23 protein-coding genes and 3 riboswitches are annotated in these 21,166 nt (G+C 40.7%); of the genes, 6 read left to right on the top strand and 17 right to left on the bottom strand.

All coding sequences use genetic code 11. The features are described from left to right. Positions 1 to 96: 96 nt before the first annotated feature. The 4 genes from stoA to NSQ11_RS06875 all read right to left on the bottom strand — a co-directional run bounded on the left by stoA (position 97) and on the right by NSQ11_RS06875 (position 3,224). Complete coding sequence (gene stoA, locus NSQ11_RS06890) at positions 97 to 585, bottom strand: endospore biogenesis thiol-disulfide oxidoreductase StoA (RefSeq protein WP_017359439.1); 489 nt, start codon at positions 583 to 585, stop codon at positions 97 to 99. Positions 586 to 639: 54 nt separating this feature from the next. Continuing rightward, positions 640 to 1,956 carry a polysaccharide biosynthesis protein gene (locus tag NSQ11_RS06885; protein ID WP_017359440.1) on the bottom strand — a complete coding sequence of 439 codons (1,317 nt, stop codon included), beginning with the start codon at positions 1,954 to 1,956 and terminating at the stop codon, positions 640 to 642. Positions 1,957 to 2,069: 113 nt separating this feature from the next. Then, positions 2,070 to 2,723, bottom strand: coding sequence for a cell wall hydrolase (locus NSQ11_RS06880; RefSeq protein WP_017359441.1), 654 nt, complete (start codon positions 2,721 to 2,723; stop codon positions 2,070 to 2,072). Between the two features lie 306 nt (positions 2,724 to 3,029). Beyond that, entirely contained in the window at positions 3,030 to 3,224 is a 195-nt protein-coding gene (locus tag NSQ11_RS06875) for a hypothetical protein (protein WP_008348081.1), read from the bottom strand. A 168-nt stretch (positions 3,225 to 3,392) separates the two neighbouring features. Between NSQ11_RS06875 and NSQ11_RS06870 the strand changes: the two genes are divergently transcribed. Continuing rightward, entirely contained in the window at positions 3,393 to 3,581 is a 189-nt protein-coding gene (locus NSQ11_RS06870; protein ID WP_003211747.1) for a DUF2187 family protein, read from the top strand. A gap of 124 nt (positions 3,582 to 3,705) precedes the next feature. Here the strand turns inward: NSQ11_RS06870 and NSQ11_RS06865 are convergent, their stop codons facing one another. From NSQ11_RS06865 to NSQ11_RS06840, 6 genes are all read right to left on the bottom strand, one after another. Then, positions 3,706 to 3,924, bottom strand: a complete 219-nt coding sequence (locus NSQ11_RS06865; RefSeq protein WP_017367128.1) for a hypothetical protein — start codon at positions 3,922 to 3,924, stop codon at positions 3,706 to 3,708. A gap of 258 nt (positions 3,925 to 4,182) precedes the next feature. Further along, positions 4,183 to 4,680 carry a preQ(1) synthase gene (gene queF / locus NSQ11_RS06860; RefSeq protein ID WP_003211403.1) on the bottom strand — a complete coding sequence of 166 codons (498 nt, stop codon included), beginning with the start codon at positions 4,678 to 4,680 and terminating at the stop codon, positions 4,183 to 4,185. Between the two features lie 15 nt (positions 4,681 to 4,695). Next, positions 4,696 to 5,427, bottom strand: coding sequence for a 7-carboxy-7-deazaguanine synthase QueE (queE, locus tag NSQ11_RS06855; protein ID WP_058213825.1), 732 nt, complete (start codon positions 5,425 to 5,427; stop codon positions 4,696 to 4,698). Then, the gene (gene queD / locus NSQ11_RS06850) at positions 5,420 to 5,860 is read right to left on the bottom strand and encodes a 6-carboxytetrahydropterin synthase QueD (RefSeq protein ID WP_008348088.1); all 441 of its coding nucleotides are present in this window, start codon (positions 5,858 to 5,860) and stop codon (positions 5,420 to 5,422) included. The genes queE and queD overlap by 8 nt, the downstream gene beginning before the upstream one ends. Then, on the bottom strand, positions 5,861 to 6,517 hold the full coding sequence (gene queC / locus NSQ11_RS06845; RefSeq protein WP_008348090.1) for a 7-cyano-7-deazaguanine synthase QueC: 657 nt from the start codon (positions 6,515 to 6,517) through the stop codon (positions 5,861 to 5,863). It lies immediately after the preceding gene. Between the two features lie 158 nt (positions 6,518 to 6,675). Continuing rightward, a riboswitch (PreQ1 riboswitch) is annotated at positions 6,676 to 6,720 on the bottom strand. A 75-nt stretch (positions 6,721 to 6,795) separates the two neighbouring features. Continuing rightward, on the bottom strand, positions 6,796 to 7,836 hold the full coding sequence (locus NSQ11_RS06840; RefSeq protein ID WP_041092377.1) for a membrane protein: 1,041 nt from the start codon (positions 7,834 to 7,836) through the stop codon (positions 6,796 to 6,798). Positions 7,837 to 8,081: 245 nt separating this feature from the next. Between NSQ11_RS06840 and NSQ11_RS06835 the strand changes: the two genes are divergently transcribed. The 3 genes from NSQ11_RS06835 to motB all read left to right on the top strand — a co-directional run bounded on the left by NSQ11_RS06835 (position 8,082) and on the right by motB (position 12,128). Next, entirely contained in the window at positions 8,082 to 10,187 is a 2,106-nt protein-coding gene (locus NSQ11_RS06835) for an ATP-dependent Clp protease ATP-binding subunit (protein ID WP_058213826.1), read from the top strand. 386 nt (positions 10,188 to 10,573) lie between these two features. After that, on the top strand, positions 10,574 to 11,368 hold the full coding sequence (gene motA / locus NSQ11_RS06830) for a flagellar motor stator protein MotA (protein WP_008346088.1): 795 nt from the start codon (positions 10,574 to 10,576) through the stop codon (positions 11,366 to 11,368). Next, the gene (gene motB / locus NSQ11_RS06825) at positions 11,361 to 12,128 is read left to right on the top strand and encodes a flagellar motor protein MotB (RefSeq protein ID WP_024719648.1); all 768 of its coding nucleotides are present in this window, start codon (positions 11,361 to 11,363) and stop codon (positions 12,126 to 12,128) included. The genes motA and motB overlap by 8 nt, the downstream gene beginning before the upstream one ends. Positions 12,129 to 12,314: 186 nt before the next feature. On the opposite strand, the gene NSQ11_RS06820 is transcribed toward motB, so the two are convergent. Next, entirely contained in the window at positions 12,315 to 12,770 is a 456-nt protein-coding gene (locus NSQ11_RS06820; protein ID WP_003211701.1) for a MarR family transcriptional regulator, read from the bottom strand. A gap of 204 nt (positions 12,771 to 12,974) precedes the next feature. Here NSQ11_RS06820 and NSQ11_RS06815 point away from each other — a divergent pair, with 204 nt between their 5' ends. Further along, complete coding sequence (locus tag NSQ11_RS06815; RefSeq protein ID WP_008346092.1) at positions 12,975 to 14,474, top strand: ATP-binding protein; 1,500 nt, start codon at positions 12,975 to 12,977, stop codon at positions 14,472 to 14,474. Positions 14,475 to 14,525: 51 nt separating this feature from the next. Here NSQ11_RS06815 and NSQ11_RS06810 read toward each other — a convergent pair whose 3' ends face one another. The 6 genes from NSQ11_RS06810 to NSQ11_RS06785 all read right to left on the bottom strand — a co-directional run bounded on the left by NSQ11_RS06810 (position 14,526) and on the right by NSQ11_RS06785 (position 19,562). Next, positions 14,526 to 14,768 carry an aspartyl-phosphate phosphatase Spo0E family protein gene (locus NSQ11_RS06810; RefSeq protein WP_008346101.1) on the bottom strand — a complete coding sequence of 81 codons (243 nt, stop codon included), beginning with the start codon at positions 14,766 to 14,768 and terminating at the stop codon, positions 14,526 to 14,528. A gap of 301 nt (positions 14,769 to 15,069) precedes the next feature. Further along, entirely contained in the window at positions 15,070 to 15,600 is a 531-nt protein-coding gene (locus NSQ11_RS06805) for a cupin domain-containing protein (RefSeq protein ID WP_008346104.1), read from the bottom strand. A 16-nt stretch (positions 15,601 to 15,616) separates the two neighbouring features. Further along, positions 15,617 to 16,249: a methylthioribulose 1-phosphate dehydratase gene (locus tag NSQ11_RS06800; protein ID WP_048002296.1), complete on the bottom strand. Its 633-nt coding sequence runs from the start codon at positions 16,247 to 16,249 to the stop codon at positions 15,617 to 15,619. Beyond that, on the bottom strand, positions 16,213 to 16,908 hold the full coding sequence (locus NSQ11_RS06795) for a 2-hydroxy-3-keto-5-methylthiopentenyl-1-phosphate phosphatase (protein ID WP_135226812.1): 696 nt from the start codon (positions 16,906 to 16,908) through the stop codon (positions 16,213 to 16,215). Before NSQ11_RS06795 ends, NSQ11_RS06800 begins: the two co-directional genes overlap by 37 nt. After that, the gene (gene mtnW / locus NSQ11_RS06790) at positions 16,909 to 18,126 is read right to left on the bottom strand and encodes a 2,3-diketo-5-methylthiopentyl-1-phosphate enolase (RefSeq protein WP_135226811.1); all 1,218 of its coding nucleotides are present in this window, start codon (positions 18,124 to 18,126) and stop codon (positions 16,909 to 16,911) included. A gap of 99 nt (positions 18,127 to 18,225) precedes the next feature. After that, positions 18,226 to 18,327: riboswitch (SAM riboswitch) on the bottom strand. A 44-nt stretch (positions 18,328 to 18,371) separates the two neighbouring features. Next, entirely contained in the window at positions 18,372 to 19,562 is a 1,191-nt protein-coding gene (locus tag NSQ11_RS06785) for a pyridoxal phosphate-dependent aminotransferase (RefSeq protein WP_135226810.1), read from the bottom strand. Positions 19,563 to 19,725: 163 nt separating this feature from the next. Further along, positions 19,726 to 19,889, top strand: a riboswitch (SAM riboswitch). Between the two features lie 79 nt (positions 19,890 to 19,968). Here NSQ11_RS06785 and mtnK point away from each other — a divergent pair. Beyond that, entirely contained in the window at positions 19,969 to 21,162 is a 1,194-nt protein-coding gene (mtnK, locus tag NSQ11_RS06780) for an S-methyl-5-thioribose kinase (protein ID WP_148780187.1), read from the top strand. The last annotated feature ends 4 nt before the right edge of the window (positions 21,163 to 21,166 follow it).

The raw sequence follows: 21,166 nt of genomic DNA, 5'->3' as shown, positions 1-21,166 counted from the left end.
TCCTCTTTCTGAGCACATTTTATTCATCTGAAAGGTAATTGAACACAAAAAAGAACCAATGGATCGACCATTGGTTCTTTACAGAAAGCTTGTGTTCTACGAATTTGTCCACTCTTTGATTTGTTTTTTCGTCAGCGGACCTACATGGTTTTTGACCACTTCACCCTTTTCATTGATGAAAAAGGTCGTCGGGATCGTCATGATTTGGTATTTTTTCATCATTTCGCCGTGCTCATCGAGAACGATCGGAAATGTGAACTTTCTGTCTTTCACAAATTGGGAAACTGCATGCTTGCTTTGCTCAGCACCAAGTAAATTCACAGTCAGTATGTCTACATCACTTTGATTTTCTTTTACGATCTGTTCAAAAGCTGGTAGCTCCATTTTGCAGGACGGACACCACGTTGTCCAAAAATGCAGAATGGTCCGCTTCCCTTTCACCGGGATCACCTGCGTTTCACCTGTTAATGTAGGAGCTTCTATCCTCGGCGCCATGACAGGCTCTTTTGCTTCAGCCTCTATGTTCATCAGAAATAAAAGAAGGGTCATCATGAGAAGACTGGCGGTTAGATATTTACGATTCATCAGCATCTTCCTTCCTGATTTTCTTATAGCTTGCCCGCTAGCTGCACATGACATTCAAGCTTTTTTCAATGTAAGAAACATGGAGACGCCGAGTTCCTTGCAAATCGTCGCGTAATGCAAAGCAGTTAATAACAGCATCCCCGTGTTCATTCCTAAGATAACGCCCATCATATTTAAGGATTCGATGGATCCTAGGAAATACACCATAGAGAACGACACCACGTGCACCCATATATTATGTAGGAACACATCTTTAATGAGACCCATACCAATTAAACACGCTTGAAACGGCATCACGAACAAGTGGCATAAGAAGTAAGGCCATAGCAGCTGCAAGTAAACGGCTGCTTGAGGTGAGTCAAAAAAGAGCTGCGTGAGCGGATAAGCGAAATAATACATGATCATCACAGCTGGCACCCCATAGCCAAACGTAATGAGAATCGCTTGTCTGACACGTTTTTTCACGAGATCATACTGCCCCAAGGCATAGGCTTCTGATACATTCGGAATCATCACAATCATAATGGAATGAGCAATAAACGCCGGAAAAAAACCGATCGACATCGCTACGCCAGCAAGCATTCCGTAATGATCAACAGCAAGCGTACCAGAAATGCCCGCTGCAACGAGGGCTCCTTTGATTAAAAACGGTTCAATCGCATTGGCAATGGCATGAAAGATACGCATACCTGTTGTCGGGATGGAGACTGCTAACAAACGTTTTCTGACGTCAATTCCTCTTAACTCAACCGATCTGACATTCACAGCATTTTTTGCCATGACGTATTGGGAATATAAATAGATAAAGACGACGAGATCACTTGCAACAATCACACCAATCGCGATAAGCACCGCTGTTTCGATATCAAACGAATACCAATGAAAAAACAAAAACAAACAGATAAGCTGGATCGTTTTTTTCAGCATATTGGCTAGAGCAATTCTGCCCATTTGCTGCTTGCCCATAAAATAGCCGCGTGCAATGGAAGTAAATGCGATGATTGGAATGAGTGACAGAACCAAGCCCTTCATCAGCGGATGATACGATTGAAATACAGGAATGAAAGGCAGTACAATGGCTGCTATTGCCGTTGTGGTGCATGTCACCACAAGCGTCATTTTAAATGCATGGCGAAGCATACTTTTATGAAGTCGCTCATGCGATTCTGCAATGAATTTAGAAATGGAGACTGGCAGCTCTAAACTGGCGATCACAAGCACAAGCATGATGATGGGAAGGATGCTCATATATAAACCCATTCCATGTTCTCCAAGCTCTCTCGCTAAAATCATATTGACTAAAAACTCGATACACTCAGCAATGAAAGCTGCGACAGATAGCAGAATGACCCCTTTTACAAATCGATTCATGTAGCCTCCCCTTGTCTAAAAGCAAATTCTTTTCACATTCTATGAGACAAGTCCTGAAAATATTTTAATAATTGAAGACAAAAAAACAGCGACTGATTGATCGCTGCTTTTCTTTACACTGCAAACACATGACGGCCAATGCGTTCTACAATTTTACGAGAACGAATCCAGTTATCTGTCGCCGTTTTTGGATTATAAAAATAAATCGCCTTTGTTGTTCTGTCATCTTCTTTGACAACCTGCTTCACAGCTTTTACGGAATCCTGGTCTGCCTTATCATTGATACTTCCATTTGATACAGGCTGGAAGGCATTTCGCTGATAAATCACGCCTCTGACACTGTCAGGAAAAGAGCGGTGTTCCACGCGGTTTAAGACGACGCTTGCTACAGCTTTTTTCCCGGCGTAAGATTCACCTTTTGCTTCGGCATGTACCAACCGAGAAAGCAAGTCCATTTCTTCATTAGAATAGTGTGATTGATTTCTTGAGCTTGCTGGCTTTGCCGTTTCCTTTTTCTTCGGCTTCGGTTTTGATGCCTTTTCCTCTGTTGACGTGCTTAGCATTTTCACTTTAGGCTGATGTTTCTCCTCTGAAAACGCTGGGATCACGGTATGCTTTTCATCTTGATCTATATATGAAAGCTGATGCTTTACAGGTGCTTGTCCAAGTTTCTGACTTAATGTGCCTTCTTGCTCTTGTATATTGTCCATCTTGATCGCTGAGATGAGCATAAGGATGGCAAAAAGAGCTGTATGAATTTTGATCATTCGCCTCATTCCTCCTTTAATCAATGTAGGCCGTAAGATACTTGTCCACTCTAACAAGAGCTTCTTCTATTTTCACGCACAAAGATTTGCATGCCTGTCCAAATTCCGTCATTAAATGGCATGTCCTAGTTGAAATACTCATGAACTGGTAATGTAAGCGTTTAATATAGTCTCTTTTTAGCCTATAATCATCCTTATGCTCCTGATTATGGGTTATTACATTTTCTTTTCATATGTATCAAGCTGGTTTGAAGTGTGACAAAAGAACCAAAATAAAAAGCTTTTTCTCATGAATGAGAAAAAGCTTTAGCTTCTTGCTTCTTTAAGATATTCAAAAATAACATCTCCACCATGCTTGGCGATTCCGCGAAAATGTTTAAAATCATCTTGATTGACCAATACAGAACGAAATGTTAAAAAATCATCCTTTTGAATGGTCACTTGTTTTTCAGTTCCATTCCGTAATGATTCTAGTATTGTGTTGATGTGTTCTTCAGTCAAAAAAAACCACTCCTTTTCAGCCTTGATCAAATATTAAATATACCATTCGTTTTCAAAGCGTACAACGAAAACGAAAGAAAAACGTCTTTATCCTTTACATTGGTATGAAAATATTGCAAAATACTTTTTAATAGGGAATGAAATCTGTTTTTAAAGGAGAGGGATCGGTTGAAGATTGCAAAAATTGGGAATGTGATCGAATTTAGAAATGGTTTAACAGGTGTAGTTGAAAAAGTGAATGAAAACTCTGTTATTGTGGATGTCACTATTATGGACAACTATAGAGATTTAGAACTGGATTCACTAACAGTCGTTAATCATAAAAACTATAAAATCATCAAAGACTCCGTACATTAATTTGCAATCCTCAATTCAGACTACCGTTACATAAAGATATACACAGCAAAGCTGACTCGTGTGACAGCTCTGTTCTCTTTTGACAATCACATATGAAAAAGGCTGACAACCATATTAAGTGGCGTCAGTCTTTTTGCGCGTGAAAGGTTTGCATTTCCGCTTTTGTTTTGTACATATCAACTTCTTCAGGTGTTATCACGCCTTTATCAATTAAAAGGGCGATCACTCCAAGTAATGTGGAGGCACTCCATTTATATCGTTCTTTGTTTTGATGTTCAAGCATCTGAAGCTCTTCCCTCAATTCCATCAGCAGCTTCTCTGTTTTGTCTTCTTTGTTTGCCAATACAAACGCCTCCATTTTCATTCGCTCGTTTCAATTTTATCTTAAAGTAAATATATCAAGAATAAAAGCATGATACACCTTTACAAACATACGTTCTGTCGTGTATACTATACATACGAGCTGGTAGCCCCCAGCCGTCCTAGCAAGTTCTATTCCTATTGGTATGAGAAGAGTGACATGACTCTTCTCTTTTTTTATGTGTCATCATGATCTATTCCATAAAAAAAGACATGTCATCCACATGTCTTTTCTTATTTATTAGCGATTATCAATCGTTTCTGGATACATATCGTGATTCATCATACGATACGATGCCATCTCTTCATACTTCGTCCCAGGTTTTCCGTAGTTCGTATACGGATCAATTGAAATACCGCCTCTTGGTGTAAATTTGCCCCATACTTCGATATATCTTGGGTCCATTAATTCAATGAGGTCGTTCATGATAATATTCATACAATCCTCATGGAAGTCACCGTGGTTACGGAAGCTGAACAAATATAATTTTAATGATTTACTTTCGACCATGATTTCATTTGGGATGTAGCTGATATACACGGTCGCAAAATCTGGCTGCCCTGTTTGCGGGCAAAGTGATGTGAATTCTGGGCAGTTGAATTTCACAAAATAATCTCTATTCGTATGTTTATTCGGGAACGTTTCAAGCACTTGTGGTGCATAGTCAAACAAGTAATTCGTCCCCTGATTTCCTAGTAAAGTGACACCTTCTAATTCTTCTGGTTTTCTTGTCGTCATTTTGTCTCTTCCTTTCTATACGCCTCGTTTATTTCCCCACAATAGCGTGTGCAATTGTGGTAGGACTCTCACACGATTCAAATCAGGATCTTGCGCTACTTGATCTACAAGCATTTCGTATTTCTTTAATAAGTGCGTTAATAAGTACGCATCATCAGCTGTTGTTGTATCATCATTTCCCACCTGCAAATAAAAGGGGAGTTCTGGGTATTTCGCATGAACATCCTTTGCATAGGCTAGATCATGATCATCAAAGATGACGACCTTCAGGCTTGCATGATGCAATCTGTTTCCATTTTTCAATTCATCTATGATACGCGTTAGTTTCGTAAAATCTGTTTTCATATTTGAACTTGGTGGTTTTGGAGAAATGGTTAAATCATCTATCTTCAAAAACCAATCTTGATACATCGTTCCCTGCGTTTCAAGCGCCGTATCAATTCCTTCTTCATGCAATAAATCAATAAGTGATTCCATTTGTTTCAAAAGCGCAGGATTCCCACCTGAAATGGTGACATGAGAAAATGCCTTTCCACCTATTCTCTTCAGCTCTTTTACAATGTCCTCTGCCTGAAGCCACTGAATATCATGCTTAGCTGATCCATCCCATGTAAAAGATGAATCACACCAGCTGCAAGAGTAGTCACAGCCAGCCGTTCTGACAAACATGGTTTTTTGGCCAATGACCATTCCTTCTCCTTGAATGGTTGGACCAAAGATTTCTAACACAGGAATCGCTTTAGTCATTGAGCTCAACTCGTTTCGGACGGTAAATGCAGTAGCTTGTTGGTGTCTCTCTGACAAAAACTTGAACACATACTGGTTTGTTCGCTAAAGTCGTTAAATATGCGGCCACTTTATCATACACAGTCTTTGCGACAACCTCAGTGGTTGGCATCGCATATGGATCATTCGATGAGAATTCTTCATGGTCATTGAGCAGTGTATGGTCGTACTGTCCATGAATGAGTTTTTTTAGCGTGCTGAAATTCACAAGGAAACCTGACTCATCTAAATGATCTCCTGCAATCGTAATATTGATCGTATACGTATGACCATGTACACGGCTGCAGGCGCCAGCATCTTCTCTCGGGATAAAGTGTGCTGCCGATACATGCATATCTTTATTCAATTCAAACGAAAATGGGTGATCCGTCTGTGGATAGATTTGAGAAAGCATTTAGTTCGCCTCCTTCATGTCCATATAAGTGTCATAGCCATTTTTCCGAAGCTTACATGCAGGACATTCCCCGCAGCCATCAGAAATGATGCCATTATAGCAAGTGAGTGTTTCATTTTTCACAAAATCTAGCGCATTCAGTTCATCAGCCAGCTTCCACGTTTCAGCTTTATTCAGCCACATGAGCGGCGTATGGATGACAAATGGTTTTTCCATTGCCAAATTCACCGTGACGTTACAAGATTTCACAAACTCATCTCGGCAATCTGGGTAGCCGCTAAAGTCTGTCTCGCACACACCCGTGATAATATGACGTGCTCCGATTTGATACGCAAGAATGGATGCAAAGGATAAGAAAACTAAGTTTCTCCCGGGAACAAATGTGGAAGGCAGTTCTCCTTCTTTTTCTTCAATATCAATGTCATCTCTTGTTAAGGCATTTGGTGCAAGCTGATTTAAAAGAGACATATCTAATAGATGATTTTTCACACCTAGCTTGTCAGCAATTCTTTTGGCGACATCAATTTCTTCTTGATGACGCTGATTATAATGAAAGGTTACCGTTTCAACCTCTTTAAATTGTTGAAGTGCCCATAGTAAACATGTCGTACTGTCCTGTCCCCCGCTAAAGACAACGACCGCTTTTTCATTTTTCATTTTCCTTTTCCTCCTTTTGCAGACCCGTACCACCGCACAAAGCTGCATCTGAAAGGTTCATGAAAACCCCTATTTTTCTCAAAAGAAAAGACACCTTTACATGTGTATGAGGTGTCCCAGCCATAAAAAATAAAAAATGCCACATCCAAGGATACGGCAAGTCCTTAGTTTTTTATAGAGGGTTTTGCTAGAACCTCTCCCGTTTTCACGGATTTTTGTTCAATTTTCACAGAGGATAGTGTACCACATAATTGATGTACAAGCTATCCCTTCTTTACTTAATCACCTGATGCAGGCACTTTTTTCAGACAAAGAAAGAGGATAAAAAAGATACTGACATAGCCAAAAACAGGGTAAACCGTTGAAATGAGTGTGCCGTATCCAATTTTACTGATCACATAACAGCAAAGCAAAATAAAGGATATCGTATACATACTGTTCAATCGGATATACGCCCTCACCTGTCTTTCGAGACCGTATAAATTCCCTATAACGGATGTAAAGACTTCACCAAAGATCACGAATAAATAGATGAGATGAATGGAGTTTGCGACTTGATACACCACTTGGGCCATCGGGATATCATAAGACTCCAGCATATCTAATGAAGAAAGAGATAAAAAGCAGGCGAGCAGAATGAGTGTCAGCATCAGTCCCCCAAGCACCGCTCCTTTTTTGATAACGGCTTCGGATGTCATTTCGTTTGCGACCGGCACTAATACGGCTTGAGACAGCGCTAAATTAAATGCACCATATGAAATCGCAGACAACATCCATTCGCCCTCTCCCATTTGCAGCCCCAGAACGTGGCTTTCACCGCTACTAAACACAAATGAGTCTAGAAACACAATCAGCGAAAAGAAAATCAGCATGGGAACGACAAGTACATTGACACCAAATAACCCTTTTGACCCTTTAAAAAGGACAATGACACTTAAAATAATCGTTAAAAAAATACCATATTCTTTTGAGATGCCAAGTTGTTCTTCAAAAATAGCGCCTGCGCCAGAAATCATCACTGACGTCACACCTAGTAAGATAAAAAACATGACGATGTTAATATATCGACTCGCAGCAGCTCCAAATAAAAACCGATTCATATCTTGATAAGATTCCGCTTCAATTCGTTTGGAAATCAGCATCATTTTTGCGCCAAGGCCGGTAAAAATAACACCGCTAATCAAAATCCCGATCAATCCAATCCAGCCAAAACGAACAAAAAATTCTACGATTTCTTTCCCTGTCGCAAACCCAGCTCCAACCACTGTTCCTACATATACAAAGGCAAGCTGAAAAGCGGATTCATTTGAACGTTTCATATGACCCCTCCGCACCCATCACTTTCGATTGTCTCTTTTTTATCCTATGAGACAAGTTCCTTGAAAAGAAGGACAAACCATGTTTAAATGCAAAAAAGGATTTTTCATTCAGCTATGAGCAAAACAGTTGAAAGTCAAAATAGGTCAGAGTATACTATAGTCAAAGATGGTCAAACAACAGACCATTTTATTTAACATTCATTGGTCAAATAAAGTCAAACTTTATTTTAAGGAGGTCATGGCTTATGCGTTGTCAACATTGTCAAGTAAATGAAGCAACTATTCGCCTGAATATGCAAGTAAATTCGTCCCGTAGCCAAATGGTTTTATGTGAAGACTGCTATACCTCTTTGATGGAACAGTCAAAAATGAAAATGGGTCCTAACCTTTTCGGAGGCGGTTCATTCTTCTCTGAGCAAGCAGGACATGCGACGAGCCAAGAGCGGCCTAAACAAAAAGGCTTACTCGATGAGCTTGGCCGGAACTTAACGGATGGCGCACATGCTGGTTTAATCGATCCTGTCATTGGCCGTGATGAAGAAGTCACAAGAGTCATTGAGATTTTAAATAGAAGAAATAAAAACAATCCTGTCCTCATTGGTGAACCTGGTGTTGGTAAAACGGCCATAGCCGAAGGACTAGCACTAAAAATTGCAAATGGAGATGTACCAAATAAATTAAAGAACAAACAAGTTTATTTATTAGATGTCTCTTCACTTGTGGCAAACACAGGTGTACGTGGTCAATTTGAGGAACGGATGAAGCAATTAATCAAAGAATTGCAAAGCCGTAAAAATATCATCTTATTCGTTGATGAAATTCATCTTCTTGTAGGCGCAGGCTCTGCCGAAGGGTCAATGGATGCCGGAAACATTTTGAAACCAGCTCTAGCTCGAGGGGAACTGCAGCTAGTAGGTGCGACAACATTAAAAGAGTATCGTCAAATTGAAAAAGATGCTGCCCTTGAACGCAGGTTCCAGCCCGTCATGGTTGATGAGCCAACACAGGATGAAGCATTCGAGATATTAAAAGGCATTCAAGATAAGTATGAAGCCTATCATGGCGTCACCTATTCTGACGAAGCCATTAAAGCGTGTGTTCAATTATCTTCGCGGTATATTCAAGACCGCCACTTGCCGGATAAAGCCATTGATTTAATGGATGAAGCAGGTTCAAAAGCGAATCTCTCCATTGATGCAGCAAGTGAAGATGAATTAACAAACCGTCTTGCGCAAATTGCCGCTGAAAAACAAGCTGCTTTAAATGAAGAACGATATGAAAAAGCAGCGAAGCTTCGAGACGAAGAAGAAGCGATTGAAGCGAGATTGCAAAACAAAACAAATGACAAAGAACATGTCGTCACAGCTGAGGACATTCAGTCGATTGTAGAACAAAAAACAGGTATCCCTGTCGGCAAACTGCAAGCAGACGAACAAACAAAAATGAAAGAAATTGATGTGCGCTTAAAAGCCCGCGTCATTGGTCAGGAACATGCCGTTGAAAAAGTGGCGAAAGCCGTAAAAAGAAGCAGAGCCGGCTTAAAATCAAAACACAGACCAACTGGCTCCTTCCTTTTCGTTGGACCAACAGGCGTCGGGAAAACCGAATTGTCTAAAACATTAGCGGAAGAATTATTTGGCTCAAAAGAAGCGATCATTCGTTTAGATATGAGTGAGTACATGGAGAAACACTCCGTGTCCAAAATCATCGGTTCTCCTCCTGGTTACGTTGGACATGATGAAGCCGGCCAGCTCACGGAAAAGGTTCGCAGAAAACCATACAGCATCATTTTGCTCGATGAAATCGAAAAAGCGCACCCTGATGTCCAGCATATGTTCCTTCAAATCATGGAAGATGGCCGTCTAACAGACAGCCAAGGCAGAACCGTCAGCTTTAAAGACACAGTCATCATTATGACAAGTAACGCTGGCAGCACAGATAAAAAAGCAGTCAAAGTCGGATTCCAGTCTGAACAAGAAGAAGCCATCGAAGAACAATCATTGATTGATTCACTGAGCGCTTATTTCAAACCGGAATTCTTGAACCGTTTTGACAGCATCATTCAGTTTGATTCATTAGATAAAGACGATTTAGTCAAAATTGTGGATCTTCTGCTCAAAGATTTGTCAGAGCAGTTAAAAGAACAAAATCTAACTGTTCACGTCACAAACGAAGCGAAAGAAAAAATCGCTGAACTTGGTTATCATCCAGCATTTGGGGCTCGTCCGTTACGAAGAACGATTCAAGAGCATGTTGAGGATCAAATGACGGACATCTTGCTTGAAGAAGAACAACTTACTGGATTTACAGTCGATGTTGAACATGACGAAATTGTTGTGAAAAAGAGCTAAGTACATCCTAAGGAGGATCTTCAGCTCCATCATGTGGCAGTGTCTAAATTCCATCTGAGCGCCGACGCTCCCCCGCCTCTTTTCCTTTACGATAAAAGAAAAAGAGGTGGAGCACATGGATCACATGATCAATTGGAACTACGATTTGATCAAAATCATACATGAAGAAAAATTAAAAGAATTGCTCTTAGATGAAACAGCTCAAAAAAGATGAAGTTGAAAACTCCCTTTTATATGAGGGAGTTTCTTTTTTTACGGCTTCTAGAAAGCGCTTTCGTCAAAATTTCTTCACATAAACTGTCTTAATTTTATATTCTGACTAAAACCCTTCTAGAAGACACCGATATTAACTATAGAAAAAGATAGTTAAAGGATTTGGTGAGATAATGGACAAAACATCGTTAATTGGTATTATTTTAGCATTTATTGCACTGAGTGTCGGTATGGTTTTGAAAGGTGTGAGTCTAACCGCTCTTATCAACCCGGCGGCTATATTGATCATTGTGGTTGGGACAATTTCAGCTGTTGTCATTGCCTTCCCATCTAGTGAAATTAAGAAAACACCAAAATTATTCGGCAAAATTTTCAAAGATAGCAAGCTTCCAACGATACAAGAAATGATTCCTCTATTTTCAAACTGGGCACAAATTGCTCGTCGTGAAGGTCTTTTGGCATTAGAGGCAAATCTTGAGGAAGTCGATGACGATTTTCTAAAGAACGGCTTAAGCATGGCGGTTGACGGTCAAAGTGCTGAATTTATTCGCGACGTCTTAACAGAAGAAGTCGATGCCATGTCGGAGAGACATCAGTCAGGCGCATTAATCTTTACACAAGCTGGTACATACGCTCCGACTCTAGGGGTACTTGGTGCCGTTGTCGGACTTATTGCCGCACTTGCAAACATGGGAGACATTGAAGCACTTGGACATGCGATTAGTGCTGCCTTCGTCGCCACACTGCTAGGGATTTTTACAGGGTATGTGTTGTGGCATCCATTTGCCAACAAGCTGAAGCGTAAATCAAAAGAAGAAGTAAAGCTTCGTCTCATTATGATTGAAGGGATTCTTTCTGTCCTTGAAGGCCAGTCTCCAAAGGTCATTGAGCAAAAACTTCTGATGTACTTACCAGCAAAAGAACGTGCAAATCTTGTCATTGAAGAAGGAGAAAAACAGAATGGCTAGGAAACGTAAAAAACATGATCATGAAGACCATGTAGATGAGTCTTGGCTGATCCCTTACGCCGATCTTCTTACGCTTCTTCTCGCCCTCTTCATTGTGCTGTTTGCATCTAGCTCCATTGATGCGGCAAAATATGAACAGATGGCTAAATCGTTTAATGTTGTCTTTACTGGCGGCACTGGCGTAATGGACCAATCGAGCATGCAGAGCACCGAAGAAACAGAAAACAGTAATCAAACCAAAAAATCAGCAGAAGATGAAGAAGAAGAAGCAAAAGCGAAAGCTCGTGATCAAGCGGTATTAACAAAGGTTAAAAAGCAAGTAGATTCATTCATTGCGGATAAAAAACTTGGTTCGAAGCTTGAAACAAAGCTGACGGATGAAGGTCTGCTTATTACAATTGAAGACAGCATCTTCTTTGATTCTGGGCGAGCGGTGATCCGCTCGCAGGATGTTCCGTTAGCCAAAGAAATATCAAAGCTGCTCGTCATTAACCCTGCTCGTGATATCGTTATTAGCGGACATACAGATAACGTTCCGATTCGGAATTCTGAATTTGAATCCAACTGGTATTTAAGCGCCATTCGTGCGGTCAACTTTTTAAATATTCTCCTTGAAAACAGCAACCTAGACCAAGAGAACTTTAGCACAAAAGGTTACGGTGAATTTAAACCGATTGCCTCTAACGATACCGCAGAAGGCAGAAGTAAAAACAGACGCGTCGAAGTTCTTATTTTGCCAATTGAGAAAAAAGCAAAATAAATAGGAAGCCAGCAGCTTCCTTTCAGATCATGACAAAGGGCTAAAATGATGTTTATTTTAGTCCTTTGTCTTTCTTATGAGCGCGATTGAAAGCGCTTGTCGTTTATCGGTGCGCAGGACTGACACCATATGCGAGGATTAGTCTACATACTAAAAAGGAAGCCAGCGGCTTCCTTTTTTATGTGTTTATTCTTTATGATCATATAAATGCTTGGCACGCAGTCCTACATGTTTGAGCATATCGATGCAGGCATCCTTTTCCTCTTCACTAAGCACACTGATCATCTCGTGAATCTCTTTTGCATGATCTGGGAAGATGTCATCAAGTAAAGCTCTTCCCTGCTCCGTAATATGTGCAAATGTCACCCTGCGGTCTTCTGCACAAGCTTTCCGGCTAAGGAGTTCTTTTTTCTCCAATTTATCAACCACATACGTGATGCTTCCGCTTGCGAGTAAGATCTTATCACCTATTTGCTGAAGCGGCTGATCACCTTTATGATACAGCAATTCTAATACAGCAAATTCAGTCGGATTCAGACCGTGCTTCACAATATGTTTGTTCATGTGGTGGTTAATGGAGCGATAGGCACGTGATAGTACAATAAATAATTTCAAAGATTTCTCAACATTATGATTTTCCATTTTTTATCATCCTTTATGAAATGCAACCCACTAATGTGACATTAATAAACAATAAGTAAAATGTCAACATGTTGAACCATTTTTAGCATGAAAAAGAGACCAGAACGAATCACCTAATTTTTTAAAAATCTCACAAGTCATCGTAATAAAGATAGGTTCAATGCTATAATAAGTCTATTAGGTAATACGTTGGAGCGATGAATCATGAGTATACTGAAAGGGTTTTGGAAGAAGATCAAGCTTTACCTTATTTTGGTCGTGATTCCAACCCTCATCATTAGTTATTTTATCTATGAAAAAGAAACTGAGAAAATTGATGTAAAAAACAAACAAACCGCTACACTTATGTTAAATATTCACAAAAACCAAATGAATTATTTAATCAGTGAAACAGAAGCAAGATTAACTTCCCTTGCCATGGGATTTGACCAGCCGCTTGAAACGAAAAGAGTACAAAACATCCTAGAGAAAATCTATAAACAAGAACCTCGTTTTTCAGGCCTGTATCTCCTAGACCAAAAAGGAAATGTCACAGCCAGCACCACACCATTAAAGGAAAAAATCAACCTGTCATTTAGAGATTACTTTAAACGTATTCAAGTCACAAAACAGACCGTCATCACAGATAACTATGTAAGCCGCATTACTAAGCAGCGGATTCTCTCCATTTGTGTCCCTGTTTTGAATGAAAACGACGAAGTCACGGATGTGCTAGTCGCTGCGATTCAAATTGATTATTTAAGAAATATTATGAATGTATTAAACCCAGAGCTTCATTTTAAGATGCTGAATCAAAATGGAGACGTTGTGTTTACAAGTGGGCCACAGCCAGCATCTGAAAGTGATAGCACCGTGTCTACATATTTAGATGAAAACAGCTGGAAGCTGGAGGTTTTTCCGCAGCGTGCGACAACAAGTGAAGTACTGTCTGTGATGCTGTTTCCTTTATCCAGTGCATTTATTCTCTTAAATATCTTATTCACACTCGTCCAATATATCATTTTAAGACGACAAACCCAGCAGGAACGCCACCAAAATGAAGCACAAAAACTTGAACTCATTGGAACACTCGCAGCAAGTACAGCGCATGAAATTCGCAATCCATTAACAGGCATTAGCGGGTTTATTCAACTTTTGCAAAAGAAGTATCGTTCAGAAGAGGATCAGCTTTATTTTTCTGTCATTGAGGAAGAAATTAAACGGATTAACCAAATCGTCAGTGAGTTTCTTGTGCTTGGAAAACCAACGGCTGAAAAGTGGCAAAATAATTCTGTGAAAGAAATTGTGAGTGAGATCATGCCAATTGTATTTTCTGAGGCGAACCTTTATAATGTCGAGGTTGATTTGCAAATCAATACCATTCAAGATGTTGGCGTGTATTGCACGAAGGATCACATTAAACAAGTGGTATTGAATGTAGCGAAAAACTCGTTAGAAGCGATGCCAAATGGCGGTCATTTGAAGATTGTCATTGAGGCTGAAAAAGAACAGGTCATCATAAAAGTGAAAGATACAGGTGAAGGTATACCAGAAGAGATGCTGAAACATATCTTCCTGCCTTTTATTACGTCGAAGGAAAAAGGAACAGGTCTTGGGCTTGTTGTGTGTAAACGGATCATTTCGATGTATGGGGGGACAATCGATATCGAGAGCGAAGTGAATAAAGGAACAACCGTGATCATCATGCTCCCTTCTGCACACTAATAGCTGAAACATTCAGCCGGTTTTGCTAATGGCAAGACCGGTTTTTTGATGTCAATAAGAAGGACGATTGACAGAAAGGAGACTCATTTGTGATACAAGATCATGAAAGGAAGCAACAGATTGTTGTTCATGAAAAAGAAGATACTGATACTCATTCATCAGGTTGTCCAGTTCTTGACTATATTTAATTGTCGTCTCACCTGTATAGCCTTCTACTTGAGCAGCTTCTACCATTTGTCTTCTCTTTTCATCAATTGACATTAATAGCTGTTCTTTCCGTACATAAATATTCATGATCTCAGCTCCCGCTCTGAATTCGTCTGTCTACGCTCTAAATGATCCGACACCAAAATTATACTTTATTTGTAAATTAAATTAAATATGCTTATTTTATTTAATTTTTTACAGCCTAAAGACCTTTTACCCAATGAATTCTGGGGGTAAACTTCAAAATTGGACAGGACTGACACATTGATTAAACAGAATTTTATCCTATGCAGAAGACCAAAATCAACTATTTTCTCTCTCATTTTATGTCTATTTTCCTAAAAAAAAGCTGATCTTCCGCCTCATGCGAAATGATCAGCTCCCACTATTAAACCGTTTCTTCTTCGTAAATTGGCACCCAGCCCTCAGTTGTGACAAATATGCGAACGGCGACGACTTGACGATCTTCTTGAAGTGTAAAGTAGTGACGAATATTCGGGGGCACAGAAATTAAATCACCTGGATTCAGTCTCACATCAAAAAAGACGCCGTCTTTGCCTTGAATGGCAAAGATTCCATGACCGCTCACGATAAATCTGACTTCATCATCCGTATGATGATGCTCACGTTTAAAGTTTTGAAGCAGTTCATCCAGGTTAGGAGTCGCATCTGATAATGAAATCACATCCTGCGCTTTGTATCCTCTTCGCTCGGAAATACTCTTTATTTCCTCTTGAAACACAGTTAAAATTTCTTCCTTTTCATCATCTGTTAAATCGTACTTTTCTGATAACTGTTTTGGTAGTTTTTCAATATCCCAATGTTCATAAATGACCCCTTGCTGTTCTAAATACGCCCGGACCTCTTGTTCGTTCTCAAGTAACGTGTTCTCTTCATTATGAATGTAAATGGTCGCCATGTGTGTTTCCTCCTTTTTATTTAACAAGCTGCTTTTGATAAAGCGCTACTTTCAAATGATAGGTAAATAAAAATTCATAAGCCTCTAAGACTCGTTTGGCTTCAAATGCGGTTTTCCCCCAAACGGTGATGCCATGATTACGAATGAGTACAGCACCAGCATCGTCCGTCAGGTGCACTGCAAATTGCTCTGCAAGGTGCGGAATATGAGCTGGGTTTTCAATAATAGGAACAGCAACTTCTGCATCCTCTTCCCAATAACCAAGCGCTTTAATGATTTCATTACCTTTAAAACGAATTTCTCCTTTATCGCCATACAGCTCAGAAATGACATTGTTATCGATCGTGTGGACGTGAAGACAACATCCTGCTTTCGTCCGCTCATAAACGTATGTGTGAAGCAGTGTTTCAGCTGATGGCCTGAGCGGCTGATTCGGATGAACCGGCTGACCTGCTGCATCAACAAGAACAAAATCTTCATCGGTTTCTTTTCGTTTATCTTTGCCGCTTGCCGTCACCAAAAACGTGATGGGATCATCCGACACTTTTATCGATAAATTGCCGCTCGTTCCGTAAAACCAGTCTCTTTGTGCCAATTCACGTTTGACGTCTGCTAGTTCCTTCCAGCGTTTACTCTTCTCGTCTGCCATTCCTTCACTTCCTTTATTTGATCAAATTGCGCTTTTAGATCAACAAATGTTTCATACTCTTGATGTACGAGCCCTAGCTCTTTACATTCGTTCAGTAAATAATCACGCGCAAACGTGAGATCCGCATGTTTCGCTGCCTCAATATCAGTCACTGAATCACCAATCATGATAATAAAGTCATCTTCCTGCGTCAGTTCTCGAATAATGGAAGGCTTGCAGCAGCCACAGCCATTTTGGCATTCTGAATCACAGGCATGCGGCCATTCAATTTGAATATGGTCTTCTTTAAATGATGCATAGTTACAATAAATATTCTCTTGTTCGACAATCCCTTCAAGGATAGGATAGACAAAAAAGTCCATACCGCCGCTGAGTACATAGAAAGGAATGTCTGCTTTTTTGACATCATCGACAAACTGTTCAAATCCCTCACGAATCTCTGTATCCTCTAAAATAAATGACCGAATGGCTTCTTTCTGATCACTCGTCAGTAACTGAAACATCTGCCCGACGCCTTCTTGGATCGTGATCTCTTTTGCTAGAACACCATCCTTCCATTTCGTCCATTCTTTTGGAGCAAACTGCTTCATGATGCGAATGATATTATCATTTTTCGTAATCGTACCATCAAAATCACAACATACAATTGGTTTTTTCATTTATTCTGCTACCCTTCCCCAAAGATCAAGTGCTGCTTGTAAGTCTTGACAAGTTGATGCTTTTTCTTCGATAGACTCTTTTTTGACCACCGCATCAATGATCGAACGAAAGGCTTTCCCTCCTCCAATTGCTCCCCGCGGATGTCCGTGAATTCCCCCGCCTGCATTAATGACATGATCAAGTCCAAAATCTTTGATTAAGATCGGCACCATTCCCGGGTGAATGCCTGCTGAAGGGACAGGAAATGTTTGTTGAACTGTATCCTCTTTCACACATGCTTCGAAAATGCCAATGGCATCTTTTTTCGGAAGGGCGACTGATCCATAAGGAGAGGGAAAAAGACTTAAATCAGCGCCAGCATATCGATTTAATTTGCCTAAAAGAAGAGAATGCGAGAATCCATAGTCTGGAGAGGATGTCATTGCACCGCTCACTGCCGGATGTGCCATGATCGGCAATCGGATCTCTGGATCTTCAGCCAAGCTTTGCATGACATCAAGTCCATAGGCAAAAACATTGAATAAAAGCGCATCAGCCCCGAGTTCGGCTGCCTTTCTTGCTCGATCCTTCAAATCAAAAGTTTTCCCAGTTAAATTAACAGCATAAAGCGTGCGATGTCCTGTCTCTTCATATGTTTCTTTTAATATCTTTTTTCCTTCCTTGATTCGATCTTCAAAAGGCGCTAATGGGCTTTCAAATAAAATCTCATCATCTTTGATGAAGTCTACTCCACCTAAAGCCTGTAAGCGGAGCTGTTCTTTTAAATCCTCCATATCACGGCCGATCACGCCTTTAAAAATACTCATCAATAGCGGCCGATCAAACACGCCTACTTTCTTTCGTATCCCCTCAATGCCAAATACCGGTCCTGGAAGACAGCGTTTAAACCTTTCCGAAAATTCGATATCGACGAGCTTTACTTTCCCATCCAGTGAAAGCTTTCCAAAAATCGTCGTCAACACCGCTGGTATATCAGCTGAAAAGTTCGCCTCAGGATAAGCAATGGTCACCTCTGATTGATACAGACCACCAATTGCGGGGGACTGTTCTTTTACGCTCACCACACGGCCTTTATGTTTTTTCAGCTGCTCCTTTTTGAGCTGCGGCAAGTCCGTCCATGACCCGACCGTTAACCCAAGTGCGATCTGCTCTGCTTTTCGGTCTATTTGTTCATCCTCTCGATGTGTTAATACGTATGTTGCCAGTAGTTCACTCACTAGGAATCCCCTTTCGATTGCGTCCTGTATATGGTCAATAAAAAAACCTCTTTAAGTGCTTGATCAGCGCGTTAAAGAGGTTTCGTCTCATTCATCCGAATCTTATCTCTCAGCGCTTGCTGCAAGAATTAGCACCGTGCTTCATGGAAGTCGGTTGCCGGGCTTCATTGGGCTAGTCCCTCTGCCTACTCTTGATAAGAATATTCAATTTTCTTAAATATTGCCTGAATTATCGCACCATTTTTTTACGTTGTCAATGGCTTTTTTTCAAATAACTGCAAGGCAGCGATACGATCAGCGGCTTCCTTTAGCCGCTCCTCACTTGTTAAAAGACCGACTCTGACGTAGCCTTCACCGTGAGCACCAAAGCCATTCCCCGGTGCAACAACAACATGTGCTTTTTCTAATAATACATCAGAAAAAGTTTCAGATGTATACCCTTCAGGCACCTTTAACCAAGCAAAAAAAGAGCCCTTTGGCGCACTGACGTCCCAGCCAATCTCTTTGCATGCAGCAATCCAAGTGTTTCGTCTTTTTTCGTACCGATCATTTTGTACTTGGACGCACGTTTGATCGCTTAAAAGTGCTTCTGCTGCTGCATCTTGAGTTGCTTTAAACAGTGACACAAACAGGTGATCCTGATAAAGCTCAATGGCTTCGATAACAGAGGCATTCCCTGCTGCAAAACCGACTCTCCAGCCAGCCATATTATACGTTTTGGACAATGTATAGATTTCAATACCTGTCTCTTTTGCTCCGTCTATTTGCAGGAAACTGAGGGGCTTTTCGCCGTCAAATCCTATGCCACCATATGCAAAATCATGGACTACACACATCTTATTTTCACTCGCAAACGCAACAGTATCTTCAAAAAATGTCCGGGTTGCAGTCGCACCAGTCGGATTATTTGGGTAATTTAAGTACATCAATTTTGCTTGATTCTTATCTTCCTTAGACAGTTGGTGGTAGTCAGGTAAAAAATCATTTTGTTCAAGAAGAGGCATTGTGACCATGCGAGCTCCGGCAAGCACAGCGCCTGACCAGTAATCTGGATATCCTGGATCTGGAACAAGCAGCGTATCACCTGGATTCAGTAAACATTGAGGCAATTCGACTAGTCCCGCTTTCCCTCCAAATAAGATGGCAATCTCTGTTTTTGGGTCAAGCGTGACGCCATATTCTCTTTCATAAAAAGCAGCTGCAGCCTTCTTTAGTTTCGCTGTCCCGCGGAATGAGGAGTATTGATGATTTTCAGGTTTTGCTACCGCTTCCTGCATCGCTTTCACAATATGTGGAGGAGTGGGCTGATCAGGATTTCCTTGACCTAAATTAATCACATCTGCCCCTTCCTGCATTTTCTTCTGCACTTTTTGAACAAGCGACGCAAAAAATTGTTTCGGTAAATGTTTCAATACATCTGATTGCTGGAATTCCATTTTTTCACCTTCTATTCAAGTTACGTGACAATACAATCACTGTAATGGATTGTTTTATGAATTGTAAAGCAATTTTGAAAAAAGATTGACATGTGAACTGCAGCTCTGATAATATCTAGAATTAAGAAATGCAAGCAGACATGAAACAATTACATATTGATTTCTCTTATCGAGAGTTGGGCGAGGGATTTGGCCTTTTGACCCCAACAGCAACCGACCGTTAATACCACTGTGAAGTGGGGCGCAGCAAGAACAGCGCCAAGACAATTCATTGTCTTATAGGGCACGGTGCTAATTCCATCAGACGTATGTGCTGAGAGATAAGAGAGGCTTCGAGCATACACGCCATCAAGCCTCTTTCTCTCAGGAGAAAGAGGCTTTTTTATATGATTTGGAGGGGAAGCAATTGGTTACACTTACGGCATCATATGAAGAATTAACAGAAAGTTCGGCAGTTGCACTTGCCATTAGACTTGGCTTGATTCGAGAGAGCAGTCATTTGACATGTACTGAAATTGGCGACGGAAATTTAAATTACGTCTTTCATATTTATGATCACAAACAAGCAAAAGGACTGATTATCAAGCAGGCCCTTCCTTACGCAAAAGTCGTTGGAGAAAGCTGGCCGCTGACATTAGACCGCGCAAGAATTGAAAGTGCAGCACTCATCAAGCAATCAGAGTATGCACCACATCTCGTACCAGCCGTCTATTATTCGGATACAGCTCTTGCAGTGACGGCAATGGAGGATCTATCACACCTTGAAATCGTCAGAAAAGGGCTAATTGCCGGAAAACAATACCCGTATTTATCAGATCATGTCGGAGAATTTTTAGGCAAAACACTATTTTACACGTCTGACTTTGCCACAAATCCTAAAATCAAAAAACAATTCGTGAAACAGTTTACGAATCCTGATCTTTGTGACATTACAGAAAAACTCGTCTTCACAGATCCTTTCTTTGACAGCGAAACGAATGACTTCGAAGAGCAATTAAGAGAAGAGGCACAAGCACTATGGGCTGATCTTGAACTGCAAGCAAAAGCAGCCGAATTGAAACGGATCTTCTTAACCTCTGCTGAAACACTGGTACATGGAGATCTTCATACAGGCAGTATTTTTGCAAACGAAACGGAAACGAAAATCATTGATCCAGAGTTCGCTTTTTACGGTCCTTTCGGATTCGATATCGGTCACTTTATTGCCAATCTGTTCATCAATGCTTTATCTCATGAGAATGAGCAGGATCAGCAGCACCTTTTTGATCATGTCGTCAATGTGTGGGCAACATTCAAAGAAGTGTTCACAAAAGCATGGAAAGAAGACAGTATTGAAGCGTTTAGTGTATCGGACAGCTTTTTAGAAACAACGTTTGACCGTATTTTAAAAGAAGCCACCGGCTTTGCTGGCTGTGAGCTTGTTCGCCGAACCATCGGTCTTGCGCATGCGGCTGATCTTGATGCGATTCCATCACATTCTAGAAGGCTTCAGCAGAAAAAAGCAGCACTTACACTAGGAAAAACATTGATCAAACAATATCAAGCAGTGGAAACAGCGTCTGACCTCGTCGCATTATTCCAGCAAACTGTAAAGGAGTGACGAG

This window comes from Bacillus sp. FSL W7-1582 (genome assembly GCF_038593325.1).
Classification (GTDB): domain Bacteria; phylum Bacillota; class Bacilli; order Bacillales; family Bacillaceae; genus Bacillus; species Bacillus altitudinis.
Note: the sequence above shows the minus strand (reverse complement) of the source record. Positions and strands in the feature narration are given on the sequence as shown.